General features: G+C 69.7%; 17 protein-coding genes. 8 read left to right on the forward strand and 9 right to left on the reverse strand.

The window, feature by feature from the left end; all coding sequences use genetic code 11:
• Positions 1–16: 16 nt before the first annotated feature.
• Complete coding sequence (locus J4O73_RS13400; RefSeq protein ID WP_426218041.1) at positions 17–3475, reverse strand: AsmA-like C-terminal region-containing protein; 3459 nt, start codon at positions 3473–3475, stop codon at positions 17–19.
• Positions 3476–3654: 179 nt separating this feature from the next.
• Between J4O73_RS13400 and J4O73_RS13405 the strand changes: the two genes are divergently transcribed.
• From J4O73_RS13405 to J4O73_RS13420, 4 genes are all read left to right on the forward strand, one after another.
• On the forward strand, positions 3655–4122 hold the full coding sequence (locus tag J4O73_RS13405) for a peroxiredoxin (protein ID WP_426218043.1): 468 nt from the start codon (positions 3655–3657) through the stop codon (positions 4120–4122).
• A gap of 68 nt (positions 4123–4190) precedes the next feature.
• The gene (locus J4O73_RS13410) at positions 4191–5489 is read left to right on the forward strand and encodes a M23 family metallopeptidase (protein ID WP_426218044.1); all 1299 of its coding nucleotides are present in this window, start codon (positions 4191–4193) and stop codon (positions 5487–5489) included.
• A gap of 94 nt (positions 5490–5583) precedes the next feature.
• Positions 5584–5925, forward strand: coding sequence for a hypothetical protein (locus tag J4O73_RS13415; protein ID WP_378972478.1), 342 nt, complete (start codon positions 5584–5586; stop codon positions 5923–5925).
• Between the two features lie 50 nt (positions 5926–5975).
• Positions 5976–6842 (forward strand): DUF1206 domain-containing protein, encoded by an 867-nt coding sequence (locus J4O73_RS13420; protein ID WP_426218046.1) that lies wholly within the window; start codon positions 5976–5978, stop codon positions 6840–6842.
• Between the two features lie 7 nt (positions 6843–6849).
• On the opposite strand, the gene J4O73_RS13425 is transcribed toward J4O73_RS13420, so the two are convergent.
• From J4O73_RS13425 to ileS, 5 genes are all read right to left on the reverse strand, one after another.
• Positions 6850–8133 carry a M16 family metallopeptidase gene (locus J4O73_RS13425; RefSeq protein WP_426218048.1) on the reverse strand — a complete coding sequence of 428 codons (1284 nt, stop codon included), beginning with the start codon at positions 8131–8133 and terminating at the stop codon, positions 6850–6852.
• 53 nt (positions 8134–8186) lie between these two features.
• A complete protein-coding gene (locus tag J4O73_RS13430; protein WP_378972489.1) occupies positions 8187–9581 on the reverse strand; it encodes a M16 family metallopeptidase in 1395 nt (464 codons plus the stop codon).
• Between the two features lie 170 nt (positions 9582–9751).
• Entirely contained in the window at positions 9752–10411 is a 660-nt protein-coding gene (locus J4O73_RS13435) for a hypothetical protein (protein WP_426218050.1), read from the reverse strand.
• Between the two features lie 160 nt (positions 10412–10571).
• Positions 10572–11114, reverse strand: a complete 543-nt coding sequence (lspA, locus tag J4O73_RS13440) for a signal peptidase II (RefSeq protein ID WP_426218052.1) — start codon at positions 11112–11114, stop codon at positions 10572–10574.
• Positions 11078–14062: an isoleucine--tRNA ligase gene (gene ileS, locus J4O73_RS13445; RefSeq protein ID WP_426218054.1), complete on the reverse strand. Its 2985-nt coding sequence runs from the start codon at positions 14060–14062 to the stop codon at positions 11078–11080. Before ileS ends, lspA begins: the two co-directional genes overlap by 37 nt.
• A 329-nt stretch (positions 14063–14391) precedes the next feature.
• Between ileS and J4O73_RS13450 the strand changes: the two genes are divergently transcribed.
• Entirely contained in the window at positions 14392–14676 is a 285-nt protein-coding gene (locus J4O73_RS13450) for a hypothetical protein (protein WP_426218056.1), read from the forward strand.
• Positions 14677–14722: 46 nt separating this feature from the next.
• On the opposite strand, the gene J4O73_RS13455 is transcribed toward J4O73_RS13450, so the two are convergent.
• From J4O73_RS13455 to J4O73_RS13465, 3 genes are all read right to left on the reverse strand, one after another.
• Positions 14723–15673, reverse strand: coding sequence for a DMT family transporter (locus J4O73_RS13455; RefSeq protein ID WP_426218058.1), 951 nt, complete (start codon positions 15671–15673; stop codon positions 14723–14725).
• A 153-nt stretch (positions 15674–15826) separates the two neighbouring features.
• Positions 15827–16174, reverse strand: coding sequence for a hypothetical protein (locus J4O73_RS13460; protein ID WP_426218060.1), 348 nt, complete (start codon positions 16172–16174; stop codon positions 15827–15829).
• A 447-nt stretch (positions 16175–16621) separates the two neighbouring features.
• Entirely contained in the window at positions 16622–17824 is a 1203-nt protein-coding gene (locus J4O73_RS13465) for a pyridoxal phosphate-dependent aminotransferase (protein WP_378972501.1), read from the reverse strand.
• A gap of 116 nt (positions 17825–17940) precedes the next feature.
• Here J4O73_RS13465 and J4O73_RS13470 point away from each other — a divergent pair, with 116 nt between their 5' ends.
• Genes J4O73_RS13470 through J4O73_RS13480 form a run of 3 tightly spaced genes read left to right on the forward strand, consistent with a single transcriptional unit; the run spans position 17941 to position 19579 of the window.
• On the forward strand, positions 17941–18225 hold the full coding sequence (locus J4O73_RS13470) for a ribbon-helix-helix domain-containing protein (RefSeq protein WP_426218062.1): 285 nt from the start codon (positions 17941–17943) through the stop codon (positions 18223–18225).
• Position 18226: 1 nt separating this feature from the next.
• Entirely contained in the window at positions 18227–18541 is a 315-nt protein-coding gene (locus tag J4O73_RS13475) for a type II toxin-antitoxin system RelE/ParE family toxin (protein WP_426218064.1), read from the forward strand.
• Between the two features lie 42 nt (positions 18542–18583).
• Entirely contained in the window at positions 18584–19579 is a 996-nt protein-coding gene (locus J4O73_RS13480) for an LLM class flavin-dependent oxidoreductase (RefSeq protein ID WP_426218065.1), read from the forward strand.
• Positions 19580–19649 lie beyond the last annotated feature (70 nt).

The following is a 19649-nucleotide window of genomic DNA, read 5'->3' on the forward strand; positions in this document are numbered from 1 at the left end:
GGCTTATTCGTGGATGTCAGCGGTCCTCGACCGGCGGCGCGCCGGGCATGCCCTGGGCGAAGGGGCCGCCACCCGCGCTGAACAGCTTGCGCAGGAAGCCGGGGGCGATAGCCGAGAGGGGGTTCACGGTCACGTCCGGGCTCGACAGGCGACCCGACACCCGGAAGTTCACAGCGAACAGGCCTTCGTTGTTGCCTCCACCCAGCAGCGGCCCGACGATCGGCAATTGCGCCGCGACATTGTTCAGCCCGTAAAGCGGAACGAAGGTGCCGTTGATGTCCGTGCGCTCCTTCCCGGTGTCGAGATAGCCGGACAGGGTGAAGCCGAGCGCTGCGTTGGAGATCGCCGCATCGGAGAAATCCACCCGCGTCCCCGTGCGCACGAAGTTCGCCCGCATCCGGTCGAAGGAGACCGAGGCGGCGGTGGCGGGCGGCGCCATCGCGCCCTTGCGCCCCCGCACGGGCGGCTGGGCCTCGGCCGGGTCCGGCCCCTGAGCCATGATGCTCGACAGGGCGGGCTCGTTGCGCAGGGTGAAGTCGCGGATCTGCACGACGCCCGCCTGCGGCCCGTCATTGAGGCCGATCCCGGCGACGAGCCGCCCGCCATACATGCGCTTGTAGATATCGAGGAAGCGCAGGGTCGCCCCCGCATCGGCGGATTCGACCGAGAGGGTCGGCGCCGCGCCGCGCTCGGCCCGGGTCACGCTGGCGGCGATGGGCGCGGCGCGGAACCGGCCGGAGATCGTGCCCGAGCGGAGGTCGTGTCCCCGTAAAGACAGCTTGAAATTGGCGTTGGTGATCGCCTCGTCGTTGAAGCCCGCGACGATCGGAACCTGGATGTCGGCCTCGACATCCTTCGGCGCCGCCTCCTTGCCCCCCTTGCCTTCAGGGCCCGAGAGGGACTTCAGGAAGGGCCGGGCATCGACCACGGCGCCACGCACCGTGACCTTGTAGGCGTTGCCGTTGCGGTCCACGACGACGCGAAGGTCGTCCCCCGGCGAGAGTTTCAGGCTGGTGAACTCGGCCCGCTCCAGCCCGCCCTCGGACGAGAGCGAGGCGTTGCCCCGCGCCATGGCCTGCCCGGCATCGAGGGCGATGTCGCGCAGGTCGTAGCCACCCTCGCGGTCGGTCAGGGTCAGGGCGAGCTTGCCCGCCCGGCCCGCCGGTTTGGTGAAGCCCGGCAGAAGCCCGTCGATCCCCGCCTTGGTGAGATCCGCCTCGATCCGCACGGGCGTCTTGGTGGCACCCGGCTTGCCGAAGGCGATCACCGCCCGCACCGGCACGGTGCCGGTCAGCTGCGGCGAGGCCGGGAGCCCCTTCTTCGCCCGCAGGGCGTCATCGAGGGCGAGGCTCACCACCACCTCGCCGGGCGCGCCGATCTTGGCCTGATGCATATCGACGGCGATCGGCGCGCCGCCGACCTTGCCCTCGCCCTTCACCACCACGGCGCCCTTGTCGTAGCTCACCGCGAAGCGGCCCGCCTCCAGCCTGTCCTTGCCGACCACCTTATCGACCGACAGGTCGGTGAGATTGCCCGTGAGCGTGATCGGGATCTCCGCGAGGTCGGGGATGTGCTTGAGGTCGAGGGGGAAGTCGACGCGCAGGTCGACATTGCCCTTGACGGTCGCCGGGTCGACCTCGGCACTGAGCACGCTCTTGAACAGCCTGGATTCGAGGACGCTCGCCAAGCCGTCCGCGCCGCCGGAGAGCCGCAGGCCGATCTGCGCCACCGTATGGTCCGGGGTCGCCTCGGCGATGACGAAGCTGCCGTCCGACAGGGAGATGGTGCGTCCGTCCGGGCCCTTCACATCGGCGGTGACTCCGCGGACCGTGGTGGTGCGGCCGGTGATCAGGCCCGTGACGCTGCCCTTCACGAGGGGCGGCGCGTCGGCGGACACGTCGATGGCCGCGTTCGACACCTTGAAGGCGATGTTCAGCCCCTTGTCGGGGAGGGGGGCGCCCTTGGTCGCCTCCGCGATCTCCTGACCGGTCATCACCACCTTCATGTCGGCCCGGTCGACCCGGCCCGCGCGAAGCTGGTCGGCGAGGTAGTAGCGAACGGCCGGGGCGATATGCTCCGGCCAGAGGCGCAGGAAGGTCCGCACCTCGCCTTCGCTGGCGAGGATGCGCAGGTTGATGCCGCCATCGTCGGCCTCGGTGCCGATCGTGCCGGTGATGTGGCCCTTCACGCCTGGGCCGGACACGGCGAAATCCTCGATGGCGATGCCCCCGGCCCGGCCGGACAGGCGGGTGTCGAGGCTGTCGATCTTCACCGGCAGGTCCTTGGACGTGGCACCGCGCAGGATGCCGTCGCGGCCGGAAAGACTGGCGGTCCAGGTCGTGTCGGCGCCTGCCGGGCTCTGCGCCCAGCGCCCGGCGAGGCGCAGGGCATTGCCGCCGCCGGTATAGTCGAGGCTGTCCAGCGCCATGGTCCGGGCATTCTCGTCCCAGCTCAGCGTGGCGGCGAGATCGTCGATCGTGACCGGGTTGAAATCCTTCTCCTCGATGAGGAACGTGCCCTCGCCGGTATGGACCTTGGCGTTCATCGTGGTGATGCGGCCGTTCAGCAGGGCCACGTCGGCACGGGCCGACAGCTTCAGGTCCGTGGTGAGCGGCAGGCCGGATTGGCCCGCCAGCAGCAGGAAGTCGGCGACAGGCAGATCGTCCAGGGTGATCCGGCCCGAACGGGCGCCGTCGCCGTTCTCATGCAGGCTGCCGCCGAAGCGCCACTCGCCGTGTGGGCCATCGAGGCGGAGTTCGAAGCTGCGAGTGCCGTTCACCGGATCGCGCCCGAACAGGCCGTTCACCCGGGCGAAGACCGCGCGCTCGCGCCCGTCATCGTCGATGAGGCGCATCTTCGCATCGGTGATCCGCGCCCGGTCGAGGGCCCCGACGACGCCGCCGGAATCGAGCACCACGCCGAAGATGGAGGCGAGCGCCGCCGAGAGCGGCGAGACGTTGCCCCGCAGCGCATCGACGCTCGGAGGGGTATGCGGCTCGACATCGACCGGCTGGGCCGCCTCCGAGGCGGCGAAGGCGATGGAGCCGTCCTTGTGGACGAGGGCCGTGGTCTGGGTGTCGCGGAACTCGATCGAGCGCGGCTTCAGACTGAGGGTCAGCAAGCCCCAGGGGTCGAGGCTGACCAGCGCCAGCGGCGCGCGCACGACCAGCGCGCCCTGCGGGTTGCGGATGTCGAGCCCGGTGAAGCGCAGGGCCAGGGCGTTCTCGCGGTCGAGCTCGAGGCTGCTGCCGCGCAGCGCGATGGACCAGCCGGGGCCGATCCGCTCGGCCACGGCCTTGGCCACGGCGGCCGAGAGGCCATCGATGCGCATCGGGCCGTTCGACAGGCGGATCGCCGCGACCCCGATCACGAGGGCCAACAGGGTCACCGTGCCGGTCATGCCCAGAAGGCAACGCCAGCCCCAGTGCCGCGCTCTCGTCCTCGGCGGGCGACCCGTGATCTTCAGATCCGCCATCGAGCCCCTTGATGCGGGTGTTCTCGTTCGGTGATCGCAGCGCGGGACGGGATGCCCGGTTGCGGTGGATGCGGAGGTGAAGCGGCCTTTACAGCGGCTTCGCTCCGGGTTTGGTACTCCGCGAAGGGGACCGGAACCGGTTTCCACCCACACCATCAATCGGCCGAAAGGAAGGCACGATGGCCTTGAGCGAGGGGGCTGCGGCCCCGGATTTCGACCTGCCCGCCTCCGGCGGAGGGCGCATCGCGCTGTCTGCGCTTAAAGGACACAAGGTCGTGTTGTACTTCTATCCCAAGGACGACACGAGCGGTTGTACTCTCGAAGCCCAGGGCTTCAACGCCCTTCTCGGCGAGTTCGAGGGCGCCGATACGCGAATCGTCGGCCTATCGCCGGATCCGGTGAAGAGCCACGACAAGTTCTGCGGCAAGTACGGGCTCGCCTTCCCCCTCGCTTCCGACGAGGACAAGGAGGTGCTCGGCGCCTACGGCGTCTGGGTCGAGAAGAGCATGTACGGGCGCAAGTACATGGGCGTCGAGCGCACCACCGTGCTCGTCGACCGGGAGGGCAAGATCGCCCGTCTCTGGCCGAAGGTGAAGGTGCCCGGCCATGCCGAGGAGGTGCTCGCGGCGGCCCGCGCCCTGCCGTAAGTGCCGGGCTCCGCACGGTTCCTTAACCCTGTTCGGGTCTGATGCCGGGATCGCCGTGGGGCTTCCCGATGACCAGAACGACCCCCCAGGACAGTCAGGAGCGGGCGCCCCGGCGCCTCGGGCCATGGCTCGGCGCCGGGCTGGCGGTGAGCCTCCTGTGGTCGGGCGCTTCCACCTATCTCGTCCTGTTCCGGGACGAAGCCCTGGGCCGGGTCATGTCCGGCCAGATGGCGATGCGCAACGCCTACGAGGCGCGCATCGCCACCCTTCAAGAGAAGATCGACGGCGTTCGCGCCGAGGGGGCCGAGGCGCAGGCCGATATCGGCGCCCGCCTGCGCGCCGCCCTTGCCCGGCAAACCGAATTGGAGCGGCGGCAGGCCGCCCTCTCCGGCCTTCTCGATACCGCAGCGACCGGCTCGCTCCCCGCGACGGCCCGGGCTTATGCATCCCCGGCGGGCCGGACGACGCCCCTGACCGGGTTCGAGCTTCGCCAGGATGCCCCCGCCGAGGCCGCTCAGCCCTGGCCGGACCGCCGTAGCGCCCTCGAGCCCAAGAACAGCCTGGAGGCCAAGAACAGCCTGGAGGCCAAGAACAGCCTGGAGCCCAGAAACAGCCAGGAGCCCAAGTACAGCCTCGCCGCCGAGGATGGATTGCTCCGCCTCGAAGCCCGCCTCGGCAGGCTGGACGAGGCACAGGGCGCCGAACTCGGTCGGATCGCCCGCAGCGCCGAGACCGGCATCAACCGCCTGCGGGCCGTCATCGCGCGGGTCGGCCTCGATCCGTCGCGCCTGCTGCCGCGTGTGTCGGCCGAGGGGATCGGCGGTCCTCTGGTGCCGATCGGCGCGGGCGGGGTCGAGCGTTACGGTTTCGACGGCGGCATGACCCTCGTCGGCCGCCTGATCGGTCAGGGGCAGCGCCTGCGGCAGCTCGTGGACGAATTGCCCCTGCGCAAGCCGCTGGAGGGGAGCGTGGCCCTCTCCAGCCCGTTCGGGCCGAGGCTCGATCCCTTCACCCGCGGCCTCGCCCTGCATACCGGCCTGGACTTCAAGGCCGAATCGGGTGAGCCCGCCCGGGCCACGGCACCGGGAGTCGTCACCGAGGCCGAATGGGCCGGGGGCTACGGCAACATGGTCGGCATCGACCACGGCCACGGACTCGCCACCCGCTTCGGCCATCTGGCTCGCATCGCGGTGCGGCCGGGCCAGCGCGTCGCGGCGGGCGAGATCATCGGCTATGTCGGCTCCACGGGCCGGTCCACCGGCTCCCACCTGCATTATGAGACCCGGATCGAGGGGGAGCCGGTGGACCCGCAGCGCTTCCTGGATGCCGGGCGCGTCCTCGACGCGCCGCATCTGAACGGCGGCTGATCGCCCCTCCGGCGCACGGAGAACTCGACGGCGGCACGCCTTTGCGCGACATCTGGCGGGACAGTGGATTCTCCAACGCGCGAGCGCAGAGCCTTTGCCCCATTTCGATGACTTCTATGCCGCCAAGCTGCGCGGCTCGCTGGGCGTCACGGACGCCGAATCGGTGCTCGACCTGCGTGGAGCCAACAAGGCGACCGCCGAAGCCTCGCTCAAGGACATGATCGAGCGCAGCCGCTTCGCGAAGGGCAAGACCGTCGCCGTGCGGCTCGACGCGCCGCCGGAGGGTGGCGGCGAAACCCTGTTCCAGCCCACCGGGCGGCTTCTCCTCGATGCGAAGCGCCGGGGTCTCGTGGAGCGCCTGCAGACCCTGCCCGCACAGGACGGGCTCGGCTTCTACGTCGCCCTGTCCGGCCGCGCCGAGAAGGCAGCCCCCTGAACGAAGCGCCACGCTCGCGCGTTGAGCGGTCTCCTCGCGCAAAGTGTGCCATGATCAGCGTCCCGTCCGCATCGACCCTGCCCGGCGGGCGCAACACCCTGGAGCGCCTCGCGCGCTTCGGCTACGGCGCGCGCGGCGCGGTCTACGTCCTCGTGGGCGGTCTCGCCCTGCTCGCCGCGTTCGGCGGCGGGCGTCCCGGCGACAGCCACGATGCCCTGCGTAAGGTCCTCGTCGGGCCGTTCGGGGCGGTGCTGGTGGGCCTGATCGCCTTGGGTCTCCTGGCCTTCGCCGTGTGGCGCGCCGTGGAGGCCGTGACGGATGCCGACCGGCGCGGCACCTCGCTCAAGGGCTTGGTGGTGCGCGGCGCCCATCTCGTCAGCGCGATCCTGTATGTCGGCCTCGCGGGTACGGCGGCCTCGCTCAGCCTCGGTCTCGGCTTCGGCGGGGGCGACGGGGTACATGACGGCACCGCGTGGCTCCTGTCGAAGCCGATGGGGCGCTGGCTCGTGGCGTTGGTCGGCCTCGCCATCGCGGCGACAGCCTTCGGCTATCTCGCCAAGGCTTGGCGGGGCGATACCACCGCGCGGCTCGCCCTGAACGGGGAGACGCGGCGGCGCTGGGCCGAGCCTACCGGGCGCTTCGGCTATGCGGCGCGGGGCATCGCCTTCCTGATCATCGGCGGCTTCGTCGCCGCCGCAGCGTGGCATCAGAGTTCGGCCGAGGCGAAGGGCCTGGGCGACGCCTTCGTGCTGCTACGGGCGCAGCCTTACGGCACGTGGCTTCTCGCCATCGTCGCCGCCGGCCATGCCGCGTTCGGTGCCTTCGGCCTCATCCAGGCCCGCTACCGTCACATCGACGCCCCGGATGTCGACAGGGTCGACGACGAGGCTGTGGCGGCAGCGAGGCGTTTGGCCTGACCCGTCCTCAGAGCCCCACGGGCCGTCCGGCGGCGACGACGAGCATTTGGCCGTCAGCGAAGGTGCGGGCGGCGGCGCGGCGGATGTCGGCTTGGCTCACTGCCTCGACCATGGCGTTGCGGCGGGAAATGTAGTCCATCCCCAGATCCTCGAAGGCGATCTGCACCAGCTGGTGGGCGATCTTGGTCGAGGTATCGAAGCCGAGCGCGTAGGAACCGGTCAGGTAATCCTTGGCCTTCTGCAACTCCTCGTCGGAGGGGCCTTCCGTGATGAGGCGGCCGATCTCGTCGCCGATCACCGACAGGGCCTCGCCCACCCGCTCGTTCTTGGTGGCCGTGTAACCCCAGATCATCGCAGCCGAGCGGTGGCTGACCAGCGACGTGCCCACCGAATAGGCGAGGCCGCGCTTTTCACGCACTTCCTGGAACAGGCGCGAGGTGAAGGCGCCACCACCGAGCACGTGGTTCAGCACGTAGGCCGGAATGAAGTCCGGATCGCGCCACGGAATGCCCTTCATGCCGAACCGGATCACCGATTGTGGCACGTCGAGATCGACCACGATGCGGCGGCCGAGTTCCGCGATCTCCGTACGCGGCACAACCTGCAGTTCACCCGCCTCGGCGAGCGACCCGAAGGCGCGGGTAAGGGCTTCGGCCAGGGAATCGGCCCCGATGGCGCCGACCGCCGCGACCTTGATCCGCCCGCGACCGATCAGGCGCGCATGCATGGCGACGAGGTCGTCGCGGGTGATCGCCGCCACGCTCTCGATGGTGCCGGAGGAGGGGCGGGCATAGGCATGGCCCGCGAAGGCTTCCCGGAAGAAACGGCGGGAGGCCATCACACCCGGATCGTTCTGCTGGTAGCGCAGCCCCGCGATCACCTGTGCCCGCACCCGCTCGATGGCGTCCTGGTCGAGGCGGGGCTTGGCCAGCGCCAGGGCGAGGAGATCGATCGCTTCGTCGGCATGCTTCAGCAGCATCTTCAGCGAGCCGCCGAGGGCGTCCGGCCCGGCATGGAACGAGAGTTCGATCGCCCGCGCGGCGAGCCGCTCCTGGAAGGCGTCGGAGGTCAGGTCGCCCGCGCCCTCATCGAGCAGGCGGGCGAGCATCTGCGCGCACCCGGCCTTGCCCTCGGGATCCTGGGCCGCGCCGCCCTCGAAGGTGAAGGACAGGGCGATCATCGGCACGACGTTGGACTCGACGTGCCACGCCTCGACGCCCGGAACGGCCACGACCGGCAAGGCCGTCGTCGGGCTGGTGGCGATCTGCGTGTCTGTGTCGGCCAGGTTCATGGCAGCCTCGTATGTTCTCGTTGCGGTCGCGGAGGGAGGAGGTTCGCGCGAACCTACTCGGCGGCCATCGCGACCGGGGCGTCGGGTTCCCGGGCCTTGGTCAGGTATCCGGTCACGGAACGGGCGGGGGAGAGCCAGCGCTCGCAGGCCGCCTTCAGGCGCTCCTGCGTCACCGCCTCGATGTCGATCGGCCAGCGGCGCACGTCCTCGATCGACTCGCCGATGGCGAGCGCCGAGCCGTAGATGCGGGCGAGCGAGGACTGGCTGTCCGAGGAATAGACCGTCTCGGCCACGAGCCGGGTCTTGGCCCGCTCGATCGCGTCGTGGGCCAGGGCGTCCGACGGGGCACGGGCGAGCACACGGTCGAGGGCGGCCTCAAGTTGCTCCAGGCTCACGCCCTCGGCGGGGATGGCGTAGACCGAGAAGCGCGTATCGTCGATCGCGGAGCCCATGTACCAAGCGCCCGCATTGACCGCGATCCCCTGTTCCAGGACCAGCTTGCGGTAGAGGTAGGAGGTCGACCCGCCGCCCAGCACCTCGGCCAGCAATTCGAGATCGTGGCAGCCGCCATCGGTGGCGGTCATGCAGGACGGGGCGAGGTAGAGCCGCTGCAGCGTCGGCTGCTCGACCTTGGGATCGGCCACCGCGACCCGACGCAGGGCCTTGGGCTCCGGCTCGCGCGGACGGCGGCGCTCCGGCCGGGCGCCGCGAGGGGTGACGCGCCCATAGGTGTCGTCGGCGAGCCGCCGCACCTCGTCCGGGGTCACGTCGCCGGCCACGATCAGGATCGCGTTCTCGGGCGTGTAGAAGCGGTTGTAGTAATCGAGGGCGTGCTGGCGGTTCAGCCCCTCGATCTCGTGCATCCAGCCGATGATCGGGATGCCGTAGGGGTGGTGCACGAAGAGCGACGCGGCCATCGCCTCGGAAAGCTGCGCGGACGGATCGGTCTCGACCCGCATCCGGCGCTCCTCCAGCACCACGTCGCGCTCGGGCGCCACCACGGCGTCATCGAGCACGAGGCCGTGCATCCGGTCGGCCTCGAACGCCATCATCGTGCCGAGATGGTCGCGGGCGACGCGCTGGAAATAGGCGGTGTAGTCGTAGCTTGTGAAGGCGTTCTCCTGCCCGCCGAGGCCGGACACGGCCTTGGAGAAGGCGCCGACCGGGTGCTGCTCGGTGCCCTTGAACATCAGGTGTTCGAGGAAGTGGGCGATGCCCGACTGGCCGAGCGGATCATCCGCCGAACCGTTGCGGTACCAGATCATGTGGGTCGCCACCGGGGCCCGGTGATCGGGCACCACCACCACGTCGAGATTGTTGTCGAGGGTGAAGGACGCGACCTCGGGTCCGCCGGCTTCCGAGCCCCCGAAGGCGGCGGCCTCCCCACGCCCGGCGGTGGCCCCGAACCGGGGGAAGAGGGAGGGCGTCGCCTGCCTGAAAAGGTACATCAGCCTGTCCTTACCCGGCCCCGCCCTCGTCGGTCTTCCCTGAGGGATGACCGGAATGCGGGACCTTTGCGATTCCCGGCGGCAAGAGCCGTACCGGGAAAGTCCCTATGTTGCCGTCGTTAGCCGCTGTCGCAACTGCGCCACAGCATCTCGCCCGGAAGCGCCCCCGGTCAGCGCCGCTGCTGGGCGCGAAGATAGGTCCCCGGATCGGATTCCTCGCGCTCCGCGCTCGCGTTCTTCACCGGGTCGCCGTTGTTGCGCACGATCTTCTTCGGCGCCTGACGGTAACCCACCGGCGGCTCGACCAGCGACTCGCGGGGCGGCTCGACCTCGGAGGCCTGGGCGTCGTCGCTCTTGCCCTTGAACAGTTCGAGCGGGTCGAGCCACGTGCTGCGGCGGGTGTTGTCGCCGGGCTTGTCCTCGGCGGAGGTCGTGAGATTCGCCCCGGCGCGGCGGCCCGCGCGCATCTCGTCCACCGAGAGGGTGACGTTGTTGTCGTTGTAGCGACCGGCCGTCTGGTTGCCCTTCGGCACCCGGCGCTCCTCGACCTCGCGCTCACGGGCGGCGATCTCGGGATCCTTCGGCCACGCGGCGCTTTTGGAGCGGGCGCGGGGAGCGGGGAGGGCGTTGCCGTCGAGCTTGGGCGGCATCACCAGGGGCGCGCGCTCGTGATAATCGATCGGCGCCTGCTGCTTCTCCAGAAGGCCGATGCCGGAAAGCGCGTCGCGCATGAGCGCCCCGCTCTCCTGGGCCTGCGCGGCGCCTGCCGCGACGAGGGGGGAGAGGGCCACCACGGAGAGGAGGAAACGAAGCCTGCGTTGCGCGGTCATGCTGCCTCACCTGTGCCGGCCGGGAATTCGGCGCGGGAATGGCCGCGACGCGGCCTGATCCGACGGGTACCGGCCTGAAACCGGTTTCCGGCGATCGTATGGCGCCTTGGCCACGCCAAGCCAGTCCGATGGGAGCAGAGGCCCCTGTGTGTTGTGCGGATCACGCGCGCGGCGCGGCGTTGTCGCGCGCCCGGCCCTCGGCCGAGGGGATGAGGCTGTCGAGGATCAGGCCGATCACGCCCGCCACGATCGCCGCGTCGGCGACGTTGAACACGTACCAGGACCATCCCCCCGCATGGAGGTGGACGAAATCGAACACCGCCCCGTAGACCGCCCGGTCGACGGCGTTGCCGAGCGCCCCGCCGACGATGAGGCCGAGCGCGACGGCGAGCAGGCGCGAACCCGCCCGCATCATCCAGAACCCCAGGGCCAGGGCGGCGGCGAGCGACAAGGCCACGAGCAGCCAACGGCCGAACGCCCCATCCTGCTGGAACATCCCGTAGGAGACGCCCCGGTTCCACACCACCACGAGGTCTGCATAAGGCCCGTAGCGCCAGGGCTGCGTCAGCACGAGATCCGTGCCGAAATACAGCCCGAGCTTCGTCGCCTGATCGGCGACGAAGGTGAGGACGAGGGCGAGGAGCCCCGCGCGGGCGGGAAGGCCCCTCACGCCGCGCTGGCCTCCGGATGCGCCGCATCCCATTCTCGCAGGGCCTGCGCGTCGCGCGGGGTCACCTCGGGGAACTCGGCATCGCTGCCGACCTCCGCGCTGACCCGCCAGGAGCGGGCGCATTTGCGCCCCTGCGCCGGGGTGGGCACCACGGCGACGCCCTTCACCTCGTCGAGGCGGAAAGCTTCGGCGGGACCCTCACCCGATTCCACCGTGATGGCGGAGGTGATGCAGGTATCCGCGAAGGCGGGCAGCCCGAGCGAATCCACCGCCGCCTTCAGGTCGGCATCGGCAATGAAGACCTGGGGAGCGGCTTCGAGGCTCGCGCCGATGCGCTTGGCCGCGCGCTCGATCTCGAGGGCGCCGGTCACCACCCGGCGGACCCGGCGGATCTTCTGCCATTTGGCCGCCAGAGCGTCGTCGCGCCAGGAGGAGGGCGTGTCCGGCAGGGTTTGGAGATGGACCGAGCTATCCTCGGACGGGTACCGGTCGAGCCACGCCTCCTCGGCCGTGAAGGCCAGCACGGGGGCGAGCCAGACCACGACGCGCCGGAAGGTCTCGTCGATGACCTGCAGCGCCGCGCGGCGCGTCACCGAGGAGATCGGATCGCAATAGAGCGCATCCTTGCGGACGTCGAAGTAGAAGGACGACAGGTCGCCCGTCATGAACCCGTTGAGCAGGGCCACGACCCGCTTGGTGTCGTAGGTGGCGTAGGCCTCGCGGATCTCGCCGTCGAGCTCGGCCAGCCGGTGCAGGACCAGCCGCTCCAGTTCCGGCATTTTCTTCGGATCGACATCGTCGCCTTCGACCCGATGCGCCAGGGAGCCCAGCATCCAGCGCAACGAATTCCTGAGCTTGCGATAGGTCTCGGCAAACGTCTTGATGATCTCCGGGCCGATGCGCAGGTCGTCGGTATAGTCCGAGGCGGCGACCCACAGGCGCAGGATGTCCGCGCCCGAATCCTTGATGACGCTCTGCGGCGCGACGACGTTGCCCTTCGACTTCGACATCTTCAGGCCCTTGCCGTCGAGGACGAAGCCGTGGGTCAGCACCACGTCGTAGGGCGCCCGGCCGCGCGTGCCGGAGGATTCGAGCAGCGAGGACTGGAACCAGCCGCGATGTTGGTCCGACCCTTCGAGGTACATCACCTTGTCGCGGCCGCCGTCGCGGAGACGGGTGACGCCCGACAGGCCCGGGAACTGCTCCGGATCGTCCAGCACGAAAGCGTGGGTCGAGCCCGAATCGAACCACACGTCGAGCACGTCCATCACCTGCTCGTAGGCGGCCGGATCATGCCCGGGCGCGAGGAAGCGCGCGGCGGCATCGGGCCTGAACCACGCATCGGCCCCCTCGGACGCGAAGGCGTCGCGGATGCGGGCATTCACCGCCTCGTCCTTCAGGACCTCGCCGGTCTCCTTGTGAACGAACACGGTGATCGGCACGCCCCAGGCGCGCTGGCGCGACACCACCCAATCCGGCCGGTTGCCGACCATGCCATCGATGCGGTTCTTGCCCTGCGGCGGCACCCATTGCGTGTCGTTGATCGCCTGGGTCGCAACCTCGCGCAGCGTGCGGTTGCCGAGAGACTCCACCGGCCGGTCCATGGCGATGAACCATTGCGGCGTGTTGCGGAAGATGACCGGCTTCTTCGAGCGCCAGGAATGCGGATACTGGTGGCGCAGCACCCCGCGGGCGACCAGCGCCCCCGCCTCGGTCAGCGCGGCGATGACCGCCTTGTTGGCGTCGCCCTTCTCGCCCTTCTCGGTATAGACGCGCCGTCCCTCGAAGCCCGGCGCCGCCTTGGTCAGCGTGCCGTCGGCATCCACCGTGTAGGGGATCGCCGTGTCGATGCCGCGCATCTGGAGCGCCCGGCCGGACGCCATCCAGATCTCGAAATCCTCGCGGCCGTGGCCCGGCGCGGTGTGGACGAAGCCCGTGCCGGATTCGTCGGTGACGTGGTCGCCGTCGAGCATCGGCACGTCGAAGCCGTAGCCGAGGCTCGCCAGCGGATGGGCGAGGGTCAGGCCCGCCAGCGTCGCGGCCGACACGTCGGCGACGCGCTCGAACGCCTCGACCCGGGCCGCCTCGAACACCGTCGCGGCGAGAGAATCCGCCAGCAGGTAGGTCTGGCCGGGCGTGGCCCAGTTGTCTTCCGGCGCCGCCGTCACGCGGTACAGCCCGTAGGAGATCTTCTTCGAGTAGGCGACGGCGCGGTTGCCGGGCATCGTCCAGGGGGTGGTCGTCCAGATGACGACACGGGCACCGTCGAGCCCCTCGCCACCCTTGGTGACGGGGAAGGCCACGAACACCGTGTCGGAGACGTGCTCCTCGTACTCGACCTCGGCTTCGGCGAGCGCGGTCTTCTCGACCACCGACCACATCACCGGCTTGGAGCCGCGATAGAGCTGGCCCGTCACGGCGAACTTCATCAGCTCATCGGCGATGGCGGCTTCGGCCGGGAAGGCCATGGTCGCGTAGGGATGGTCCCAATCGCCCGTGACGCCGAGCCGCTTGAACTCCTCGCGCTGCACGTCGAGCCAATGCGCGGCGAAGGTCCGGCATTCCTGCCGGAACTCGATCACCGGCACGTCGTCCTTGTTGCGGCCCTTGGCCCGGTACTGCTCCTCGATCTTCCACTCGATCGGCAGGCCGTGGCAGTCCCAACCGGGAACGTAATTGGCATCATGCCCGAGCGCGCCCTGGCTGCGGACGATCACGTCCTTCAGGATCTTGTTCAGCGCCGTGCCGATGTGGATGTTGCCGTTGGCGTAGGGCGGGCCATCGTGCAGCACGAATTTCGGCCGCCCCGCCGCCGCCTGCCGGATCTTTTCGTAGAGGCCGATCCGAGCCCAGCGCTCCAGCAGCAGCGGCTCGCGGGTCGGGAGCCCGGCGCGCATCGGGAACTCGGTGCTCGGCAGGAACAGGGTCTTGGAATAGTCGCGGGCCTGCGCGGCGGGCGCGTTCGTGTCGGGGGTGGTCATCGGGTCTCGCTTGGGTCGGGCGTCTTTTGCCGGCGCGGCGCCGGCGGGGGCGGGCGGCGGATCCCGGCCTTCCGCGGAGCCCCGCCGCGTCTGACGCGGGCGGCCCTCAGGCGGCGGCCGGGCTTGTAATTCGCCGTCCGCCGGAGGCGGGGCACAGGGCGCGGAACGCGGACATCGCGCCTCTCTAGCAGCCGCCCCCGGCGGACGCCAGCGCGCCTTCATCCACCGCCGATCCCGTCCCGGCCGCAGGGACCGTGCAACGATTCGTGATGGCGGAAGTTCGCTGGCAACGGGGCCGATCGACCGGCCACGCTTCAGGAGGAACCCCCGTGAGACATTCGCTCAAGACGGCCCTTCTCGCCGCGGCGCTCGCCGCCGGCTCCCTCACTCTCGCGATCCCGGCTCAGGCGCAGGGCCTCGTCGGCGGCGTCCAGCGCGGCTCGGCCGAGGGCAACCGCGTGGGCGGTCCCATCGGCGGTGTGGTCGGCGGAGCCGTGGGGGGCGCTGTCGGTACCGTCAACGGTGCCCTCGGGATCGATCCCGGCCGTCGCGCCTACCGCACCGACATGCGCTCCCGGCGCCCTGTCCGGCACCATCGGCGTCATCACCGCTGAAACCGGAGCCTCCAGGGGCTCGGCTCCTGGACCCTGGCCTTCGGGATCATGCGTCCCGGCGGAGCGTGTCCTGAGCGAGGAGATACAGGCCGGAGCCGATGACGATCATCGCGCCGACGATGGTCCAGCGGCCCGGCAGGTCCCCGAACAGCAGGAAGCCCAGCGTCACCGACCACAGAAGTTGCGTGTAGATGAAGGGTGCCAGCACATTGGCCGGCGCACGTGCATGGGCGAGCACGAGGAGCCAGTGGCCCAGCGTGCCGAACAGGGCGACCGCAATCAGCAGCGCCCAATGGGTCCACTCGGTCGGGTTCGACCAGATCCACGGCAGCAGCGGCGCCATCAGCGCCACGCCCGCGAGACCGGTGTAGAACATCGTCGTCGCGGTCGAATCGAAGGCCGCCAGCTTGCGGGTGATGATCGCGTAGAAGGCGTAGACGATCACGTTGCCGACGCAGAGCAGCGTCGCCGGATGGACGGCGCCGACGCCGGGCTGAACGATCACCAGCACACCCAGGAAACCGACGCCGATCGCCGCGAGGCGCGCGCGGGACGACCACTCGCCCAGCAGCGGCCCGGCGAGAAGCGCAACGGTGAGCGGCGCGGCGAACTGGATCGAGATGGTCTCGGCCATCTGCAGGTAGCGCAAGGCCACGAAGTTCAGCGCCGTCGAGGCGAAGAGCAGGAGCGAGCGCACGATCTGCAGACCGAGGCGGCGGCTGCGCACCACGCTCGGGGTGCGGACGGGATTCACGAACAGGGAGATCATGGCGACGCTGGCCGCGTAGCGCATGAAGGTCGTCACCACCGGATCGACACCCGCCCGCGCCAGCGTCTTGGCACAGGCATCGAGGCTCGCGAAGAAAGCCACCGCCCCGCACATGAGCGCGATGCCGACCAGACGGCGGCGGCGGGCCGTCTCGGCCTCACTGGAACCGGTGGCTTGAGAACCGGACACCTGGGCGGAAGCCGGAAGGGGGGAGGCGGTCGTGGCCATCGAATCGAATCGGCAGGGGCGCGGCCTATGCGGCGCTTGACAAGTCGTGGCACGCGAACTGGTCCGCCGGTAGACGGCGCGGCGCAACCGAACCATGCGGCGAGGGCGCAGGCCGAGTCTGCGCCGCTCACCTTTCCTTAACGCTCGAACGGATCAGCGCTTCGCGGCCTTCTTCGGTACCGTCGAGGCGGTGGCGATGAGGGCGGCGAGGTGGGACTGATCAAGCCCGGCGGGCGGAGCCTTACGGGCCTCCACGCGCGGGGCGGCGGGAGCCACGGCCTGCCTCGCCTCTTCGACCACCGCAGAAGGGGCCGACATCGGAGAAGGTCCGCTCGCACGCGGCGAGATCGAGCCTGTGGTCTCGGGATCGGCGATGCTGGCGATGGCCGGAGTGGTCAGTCCGTTGGAATCGCGCTGCAACCGCAGGGCCCAATGAACGGCGGTGGAGAGGGCGGCCACGGCCAGGATGGCCTTGATCCCGCTGGTGAGCAGCGCACGCATGCGACGGAACCCGAATGAACGCCGGTACAAAGGACCGGATCCCCCGGCCTGTCGCATCATCGCGCAGGAGGCTGAAGAAAGCCGAAAAGCGGGCGAGTTCTACTGGCCCGCTTTGGGACACACACAGACATGGCCGGATTCGGGATGGGCCGAAATTGTTCAAGTGGGCCTTGCGCCTGATCCGCGGTTCCTGTTCCCCGCGTGTCCGACACCCCTGCAGCCGCTCGGCCCACTAAGCCTCACAGGCGCGGCCCAGAGAACTGGTCCGGACCGCCCCGTCACTGCCGACCCCACTTCCATGCAGGCCCGAGCGGGCTCGCGAAACCTTCAGGCGCATCGGCCGCGGGGAAGGCCCGTGTAAGGGCTCGCAGGCGAGCCGGCAACCGAAGCCGTGGTGACCCGGCGCCGCATGCGGGCTTTGCATCGGCGCCGGTGGTGCGAGACGGCTCAGCGCAGCGAGCCGCAGAAGCGCTGGATGCGGCGGCAGGCTTCCTCCAGCACCGCATCCGAGGTGGCGTAGGAGATGCGCAGGTTGGGGCCGAGCCCGAAGGCCGAGCCGTGCACCGCCGCGACGCCCTCGGCCATGAGCAGTTCGGTGACGAAATCCTCGTCGGTCTCGATCACCTTCCCGCCCTCGGTGCGGCGGCCGATCAACCCGGCACAGGACGGGTAGACGTAGAACGCGCCCTCCGGCGTCGGGCAGGTGAGGCCGTTGGCTTGGTTCAGCATCGAGACCACGAGGTCGCGACGCGCCTGGAAGGCGGCGCGGAAGCGGGCAAGGTGGTCCTGCGGTCCGTCGAGGGCGGCCACCGCCGCCCATTGCGCCACGGTCGCCGCTCCGGAGGTCTGCTGGCCCTGCACGAAGTCCATGGCCTTGATGAGCTTTTCCGGGCCGCCGGCATAGCCGATGCGCCAGCCGGTCATGGCATAGCCCTTCGACACGCCGTTCATGGTCAGCGTCCGGTCATAGAGGCCGGGCTCGACCTGAGCGGGGGTCACGAACTCGAAATCCCCGTAGGTCAGGTGCTCGTAGATGTCGTCGGTGAGCACGTGCACGTCGGGGTAGCGCATCAGCACGTCGGTGAGCGCCTTCATCTCGGTGCGCGAATAGGCGGCGCCCGACGGGTTCGAGGGCGAGTTGAGGATCAGCCACTTGGTCTTAGGGGTCAGCACCCGCTCCAGTTCGGCAGCCTGGAGCTTGAAGCCCTCCTCCATCCGCGTCTCGGCGAAGACCGGCGTGCCGCCGCACAGCCCGACCATCTCCGGGTAGGAGACCCAGTAGGGGCGGGGGATCACGACCTCATCGCCGGGATTCAGGGTGGCCAGCAGCGCATTGTAGAGGATGTGCTTGCCGCCGGTGCCGACGATGGTCTGCGACGGCTTGTAGTCGAGACCGTTCTCGCGCTTGAACTTCTTGGAGATGGCCTCGCGCAGGGGCACGATGCCGGAGACCGGCGGGTAGCGGGTCTCGTTGCGCCGGATCGCCTCGATGCCCGCTTCCTTGATGTGCTCCGGCGTATCGAAATCGGGCTCGCCCACCGAGAGCGAGATCACGTCGACACCGGACGCCTTCAGCTCGCGGGCCTTCTGCGTCATGACGATGGTCGCGGACGGCTTCACCCGCGAAAGGACATCGGCGAGGAAGGCCATGATCGTGCTCCGCTCCGTTGAAATCGGGCGGACCCTAGTCCCGCACCCGTAAGCCGGCAAGCATCGTGCGGCGCACGGGTTTTTTGCTATGCTGCCCGGGTGATCGGGAGACGGATATGCCGCGCGGCGAGACGATCAGCGTGACCATGGCACCGGAGACGTTGCGCGCCGTTCGCGAGAGCGTCGAGGCGGGGGAATACGAATCGGTCGATGCGGCTCTTGACGACGCCGTGCGCGCCCTCCAGCGCCAGCGCCGGGAGGCGGCGGAGCATCTCGAATCGATTCGCGCGCGGATCCGGCGCTCTTTGGACGACCCCCGGCCGGATCTGACGAGCGAAGAGGTTCAGGAAGACCTCGACCTGATGTTCGCCGAAGCGGAGCGCAATGTCCGCCGTGCGTAGAATGCGCGTGACGTTCCGCCCTGAGGCGCGGAATGATCTAAGGGACATCTTTCGAGCTGTCCTGGATCGAAGCCAGGATGTCACGACAACCCGAATGTACGTGCAGCGGATCAAGGATCGCTGCGATCGGATCGGCGATGCCCCCTATGGTGGGCGTCCCCGCGACGATCTGGAGATCGGCCTGCGGACCATTGCGTTCGAACGCTCGGCCGTCATCGCCTACAGAATTGATCAGGGGCAGGTCCGCATCACGAACGTCTTCTACCGAGGACGAGACTTCGAGCATCTCTATGATGTCCGTGAGGAGGCGCCCTAGCGTGCCCTCCCGCATCGCCCCCCGTGCCCCCATCTGACGGGCATGCTTCCCCTTTCCGTCCTCGACCTCTCCTTCGTCTCGTCCGGCTCCACGCCGACGCAGGCGCTGCACGACACGCTGGCGCTCGCCCGCCATGTCGATGGGCTCGGCTATCGCCGCTACTGGCTCGCCGAGCATCATGCCCTGCCGAATGTCGCGAGCCCGGCGCCGGAAATCATGATCGGTCAGATCGCCGCCGCGACGCACCGGATCCGCGTCGGCTCGGGCGGGATCATGCTGCCGAACCACGCGCCGCTGATGGTGGCCGAGCGGTTCCGGGTGCTGGAAGCCCTGTTCCCCGGCCGGATCGATCTCGGAATCGGCCGGGCCCCCGGCACGGACGGGATCACCGCCCGCGCCCTCCGGCGGCGGGAGGCGCCGTCCGGGCAGGGCGGCGACGATTTCCTCGACCGGTTGCAGGAGTTGATCTTCTGGGACGGGGGCTTTCCCGAAGGCCATCCGTTCGGCCGGATCGAGGCGAGCCCGGCGGGCGTGCCGATGCCGCCGCTCTTCCTGCTCGGCTCGTCCGATTACAGCGCGCAACTCTCCGCGCAGATCGGTGCGGGCTTCGCCTTCGCGCAGCATTTCGCGGGCATCCCCGCCGAGGGGCCGATGCGCGCCTACCGGAGCGGGTTCACCCCGTCGCGGCTCGGCGCCGAGCCTCAGGCGATCCTCGCGGTGGCGGCGATCTGCGCCGAGACGGACGAAGAGGCAGAACGGCTGGCCTCGAGCGCCCGCCTCTCGACCCTGAGGCGCGAGCGGGGCGAGTATCGGCCCCTGCCGAGCCTGGAGGAGGCGCTGGCCTATCCCTACACGCCCTCCGAGCGGGCGCGGATCGAGCAGGGCCGGGACCGGCTGCATGTCGGCTCGCCGGAGACGCTGCGGGCACGCCTGACGGCACTGGCCGAGTCTACCGGGGCCGACGAGTTGATGATCGTGACGGCCGTACCGGACCAGAAGGCCCGGCACGACTCCTATCGCCTGCTGGCGCAGCTCTAGATCCGTCTCCGACCGCGTTGAGCCGCCCCCGTCGATGGAGTCCCGGTCGTCCTTGCGAGCGCAGCGAAGC

Origin of the sequence: Methylobacterium sp. NFXW15 (assembly GCF_049887755.1) — a bacterium.
Lineage (GTDB): Bacteria > Pseudomonadota > Alphaproteobacteria > Rhizobiales > Beijerinckiaceae > Methylobacterium.

Coding starts and splice junctions, on each gene's coding strand:
- J4O73_RS13455 (WP_426218058.1), bottom strand. CDS start 15,673: ATGGCCACGACCGCCTCCCCCCTTCCGGCTTCCGCCCAGGTGTCCGGT.
- J4O73_RS13400 (WP_426218041.1), bottom strand. CDS start 3,475: ATGGCGGATCTGAAGATCACGGGTCGCCCGCCGAGGACGAGAGCGCGG.
- ileS (WP_426218054.1), bottom strand. CDS start 14,062: ATGACCACCCCCGACACGAACGCGCCCGCCGCGCAGGCCCGCGACTAT.
- lspA (WP_426218052.1), bottom strand. CDS start 11,114: ATGGGATGCGGCGCATCCGGAGGCCAGCGCGGCGTGAGGGGCCTTCCC.
- J4O73_RS13410 (WP_426218044.1), top strand. CDS start 4,191: ATGACCAGAACGACCCCCCAGGACAGTCAGGAGCGGGCGCCCCGGCGC.
- J4O73_RS13475 (WP_426218064.1), top strand. CDS start 18,227: ATGCGCGTGACGTTCCGCCCTGAGGCGCGGAATGATCTAAGGGACATC.
- J4O73_RS13405 (WP_426218043.1), top strand. CDS start 3,655: ATGGCCTTGAGCGAGGGGGCTGCGGCCCCGGATTTCGACCTGCCCGCC.
- J4O73_RS13465 (WP_378972501.1), bottom strand. CDS start 17,824: ATGGCCTTCCTCGCCGATGTCCTTTCGCGGGTGAAGCCGTCCGCGACC.
- J4O73_RS13420 (WP_426218046.1), top strand. CDS start 5,976: ATGATCAGCGTCCCGTCCGCATCGACCCTGCCCGGCGGGCGCAACACC.
- J4O73_RS13430 (WP_378972489.1), bottom strand. CDS start 9,581: ATGTACCTTTTCAGGCAGGCGACGCCCTCCCTCTTCCCCCGGTTCGGG.
- J4O73_RS13480 (WP_426218065.1), top strand. CDS start 18,584: ATGCTTCCCCTTTCCGTCCTCGACCTCTCCTTCGTCTCGTCCGGCTCC.
- J4O73_RS13435 (WP_426218050.1), bottom strand. CDS start 10,411: ATGACCGCGCAACGCAGGCTTCGTTTCCTCCTCTCCGTGGTGGCCCTC.
- J4O73_RS13460 (WP_426218060.1), bottom strand. CDS start 16,174: ATGCGTGCGCTGCTCACCAGCGGGATCAAGGCCATCCTGGCCGTGGCC.
- J4O73_RS13425 (WP_426218048.1), bottom strand. CDS start 8,133: ATGAACCTGGCCGACACAGACACGCAGATCGCCACCAGCCCGACGACG.
- J4O73_RS13470 (WP_426218062.1), top strand. CDS start 17,941: ATGCCGCGCGGCGAGACGATCAGCGTGACCATGGCACCGGAGACGTTG.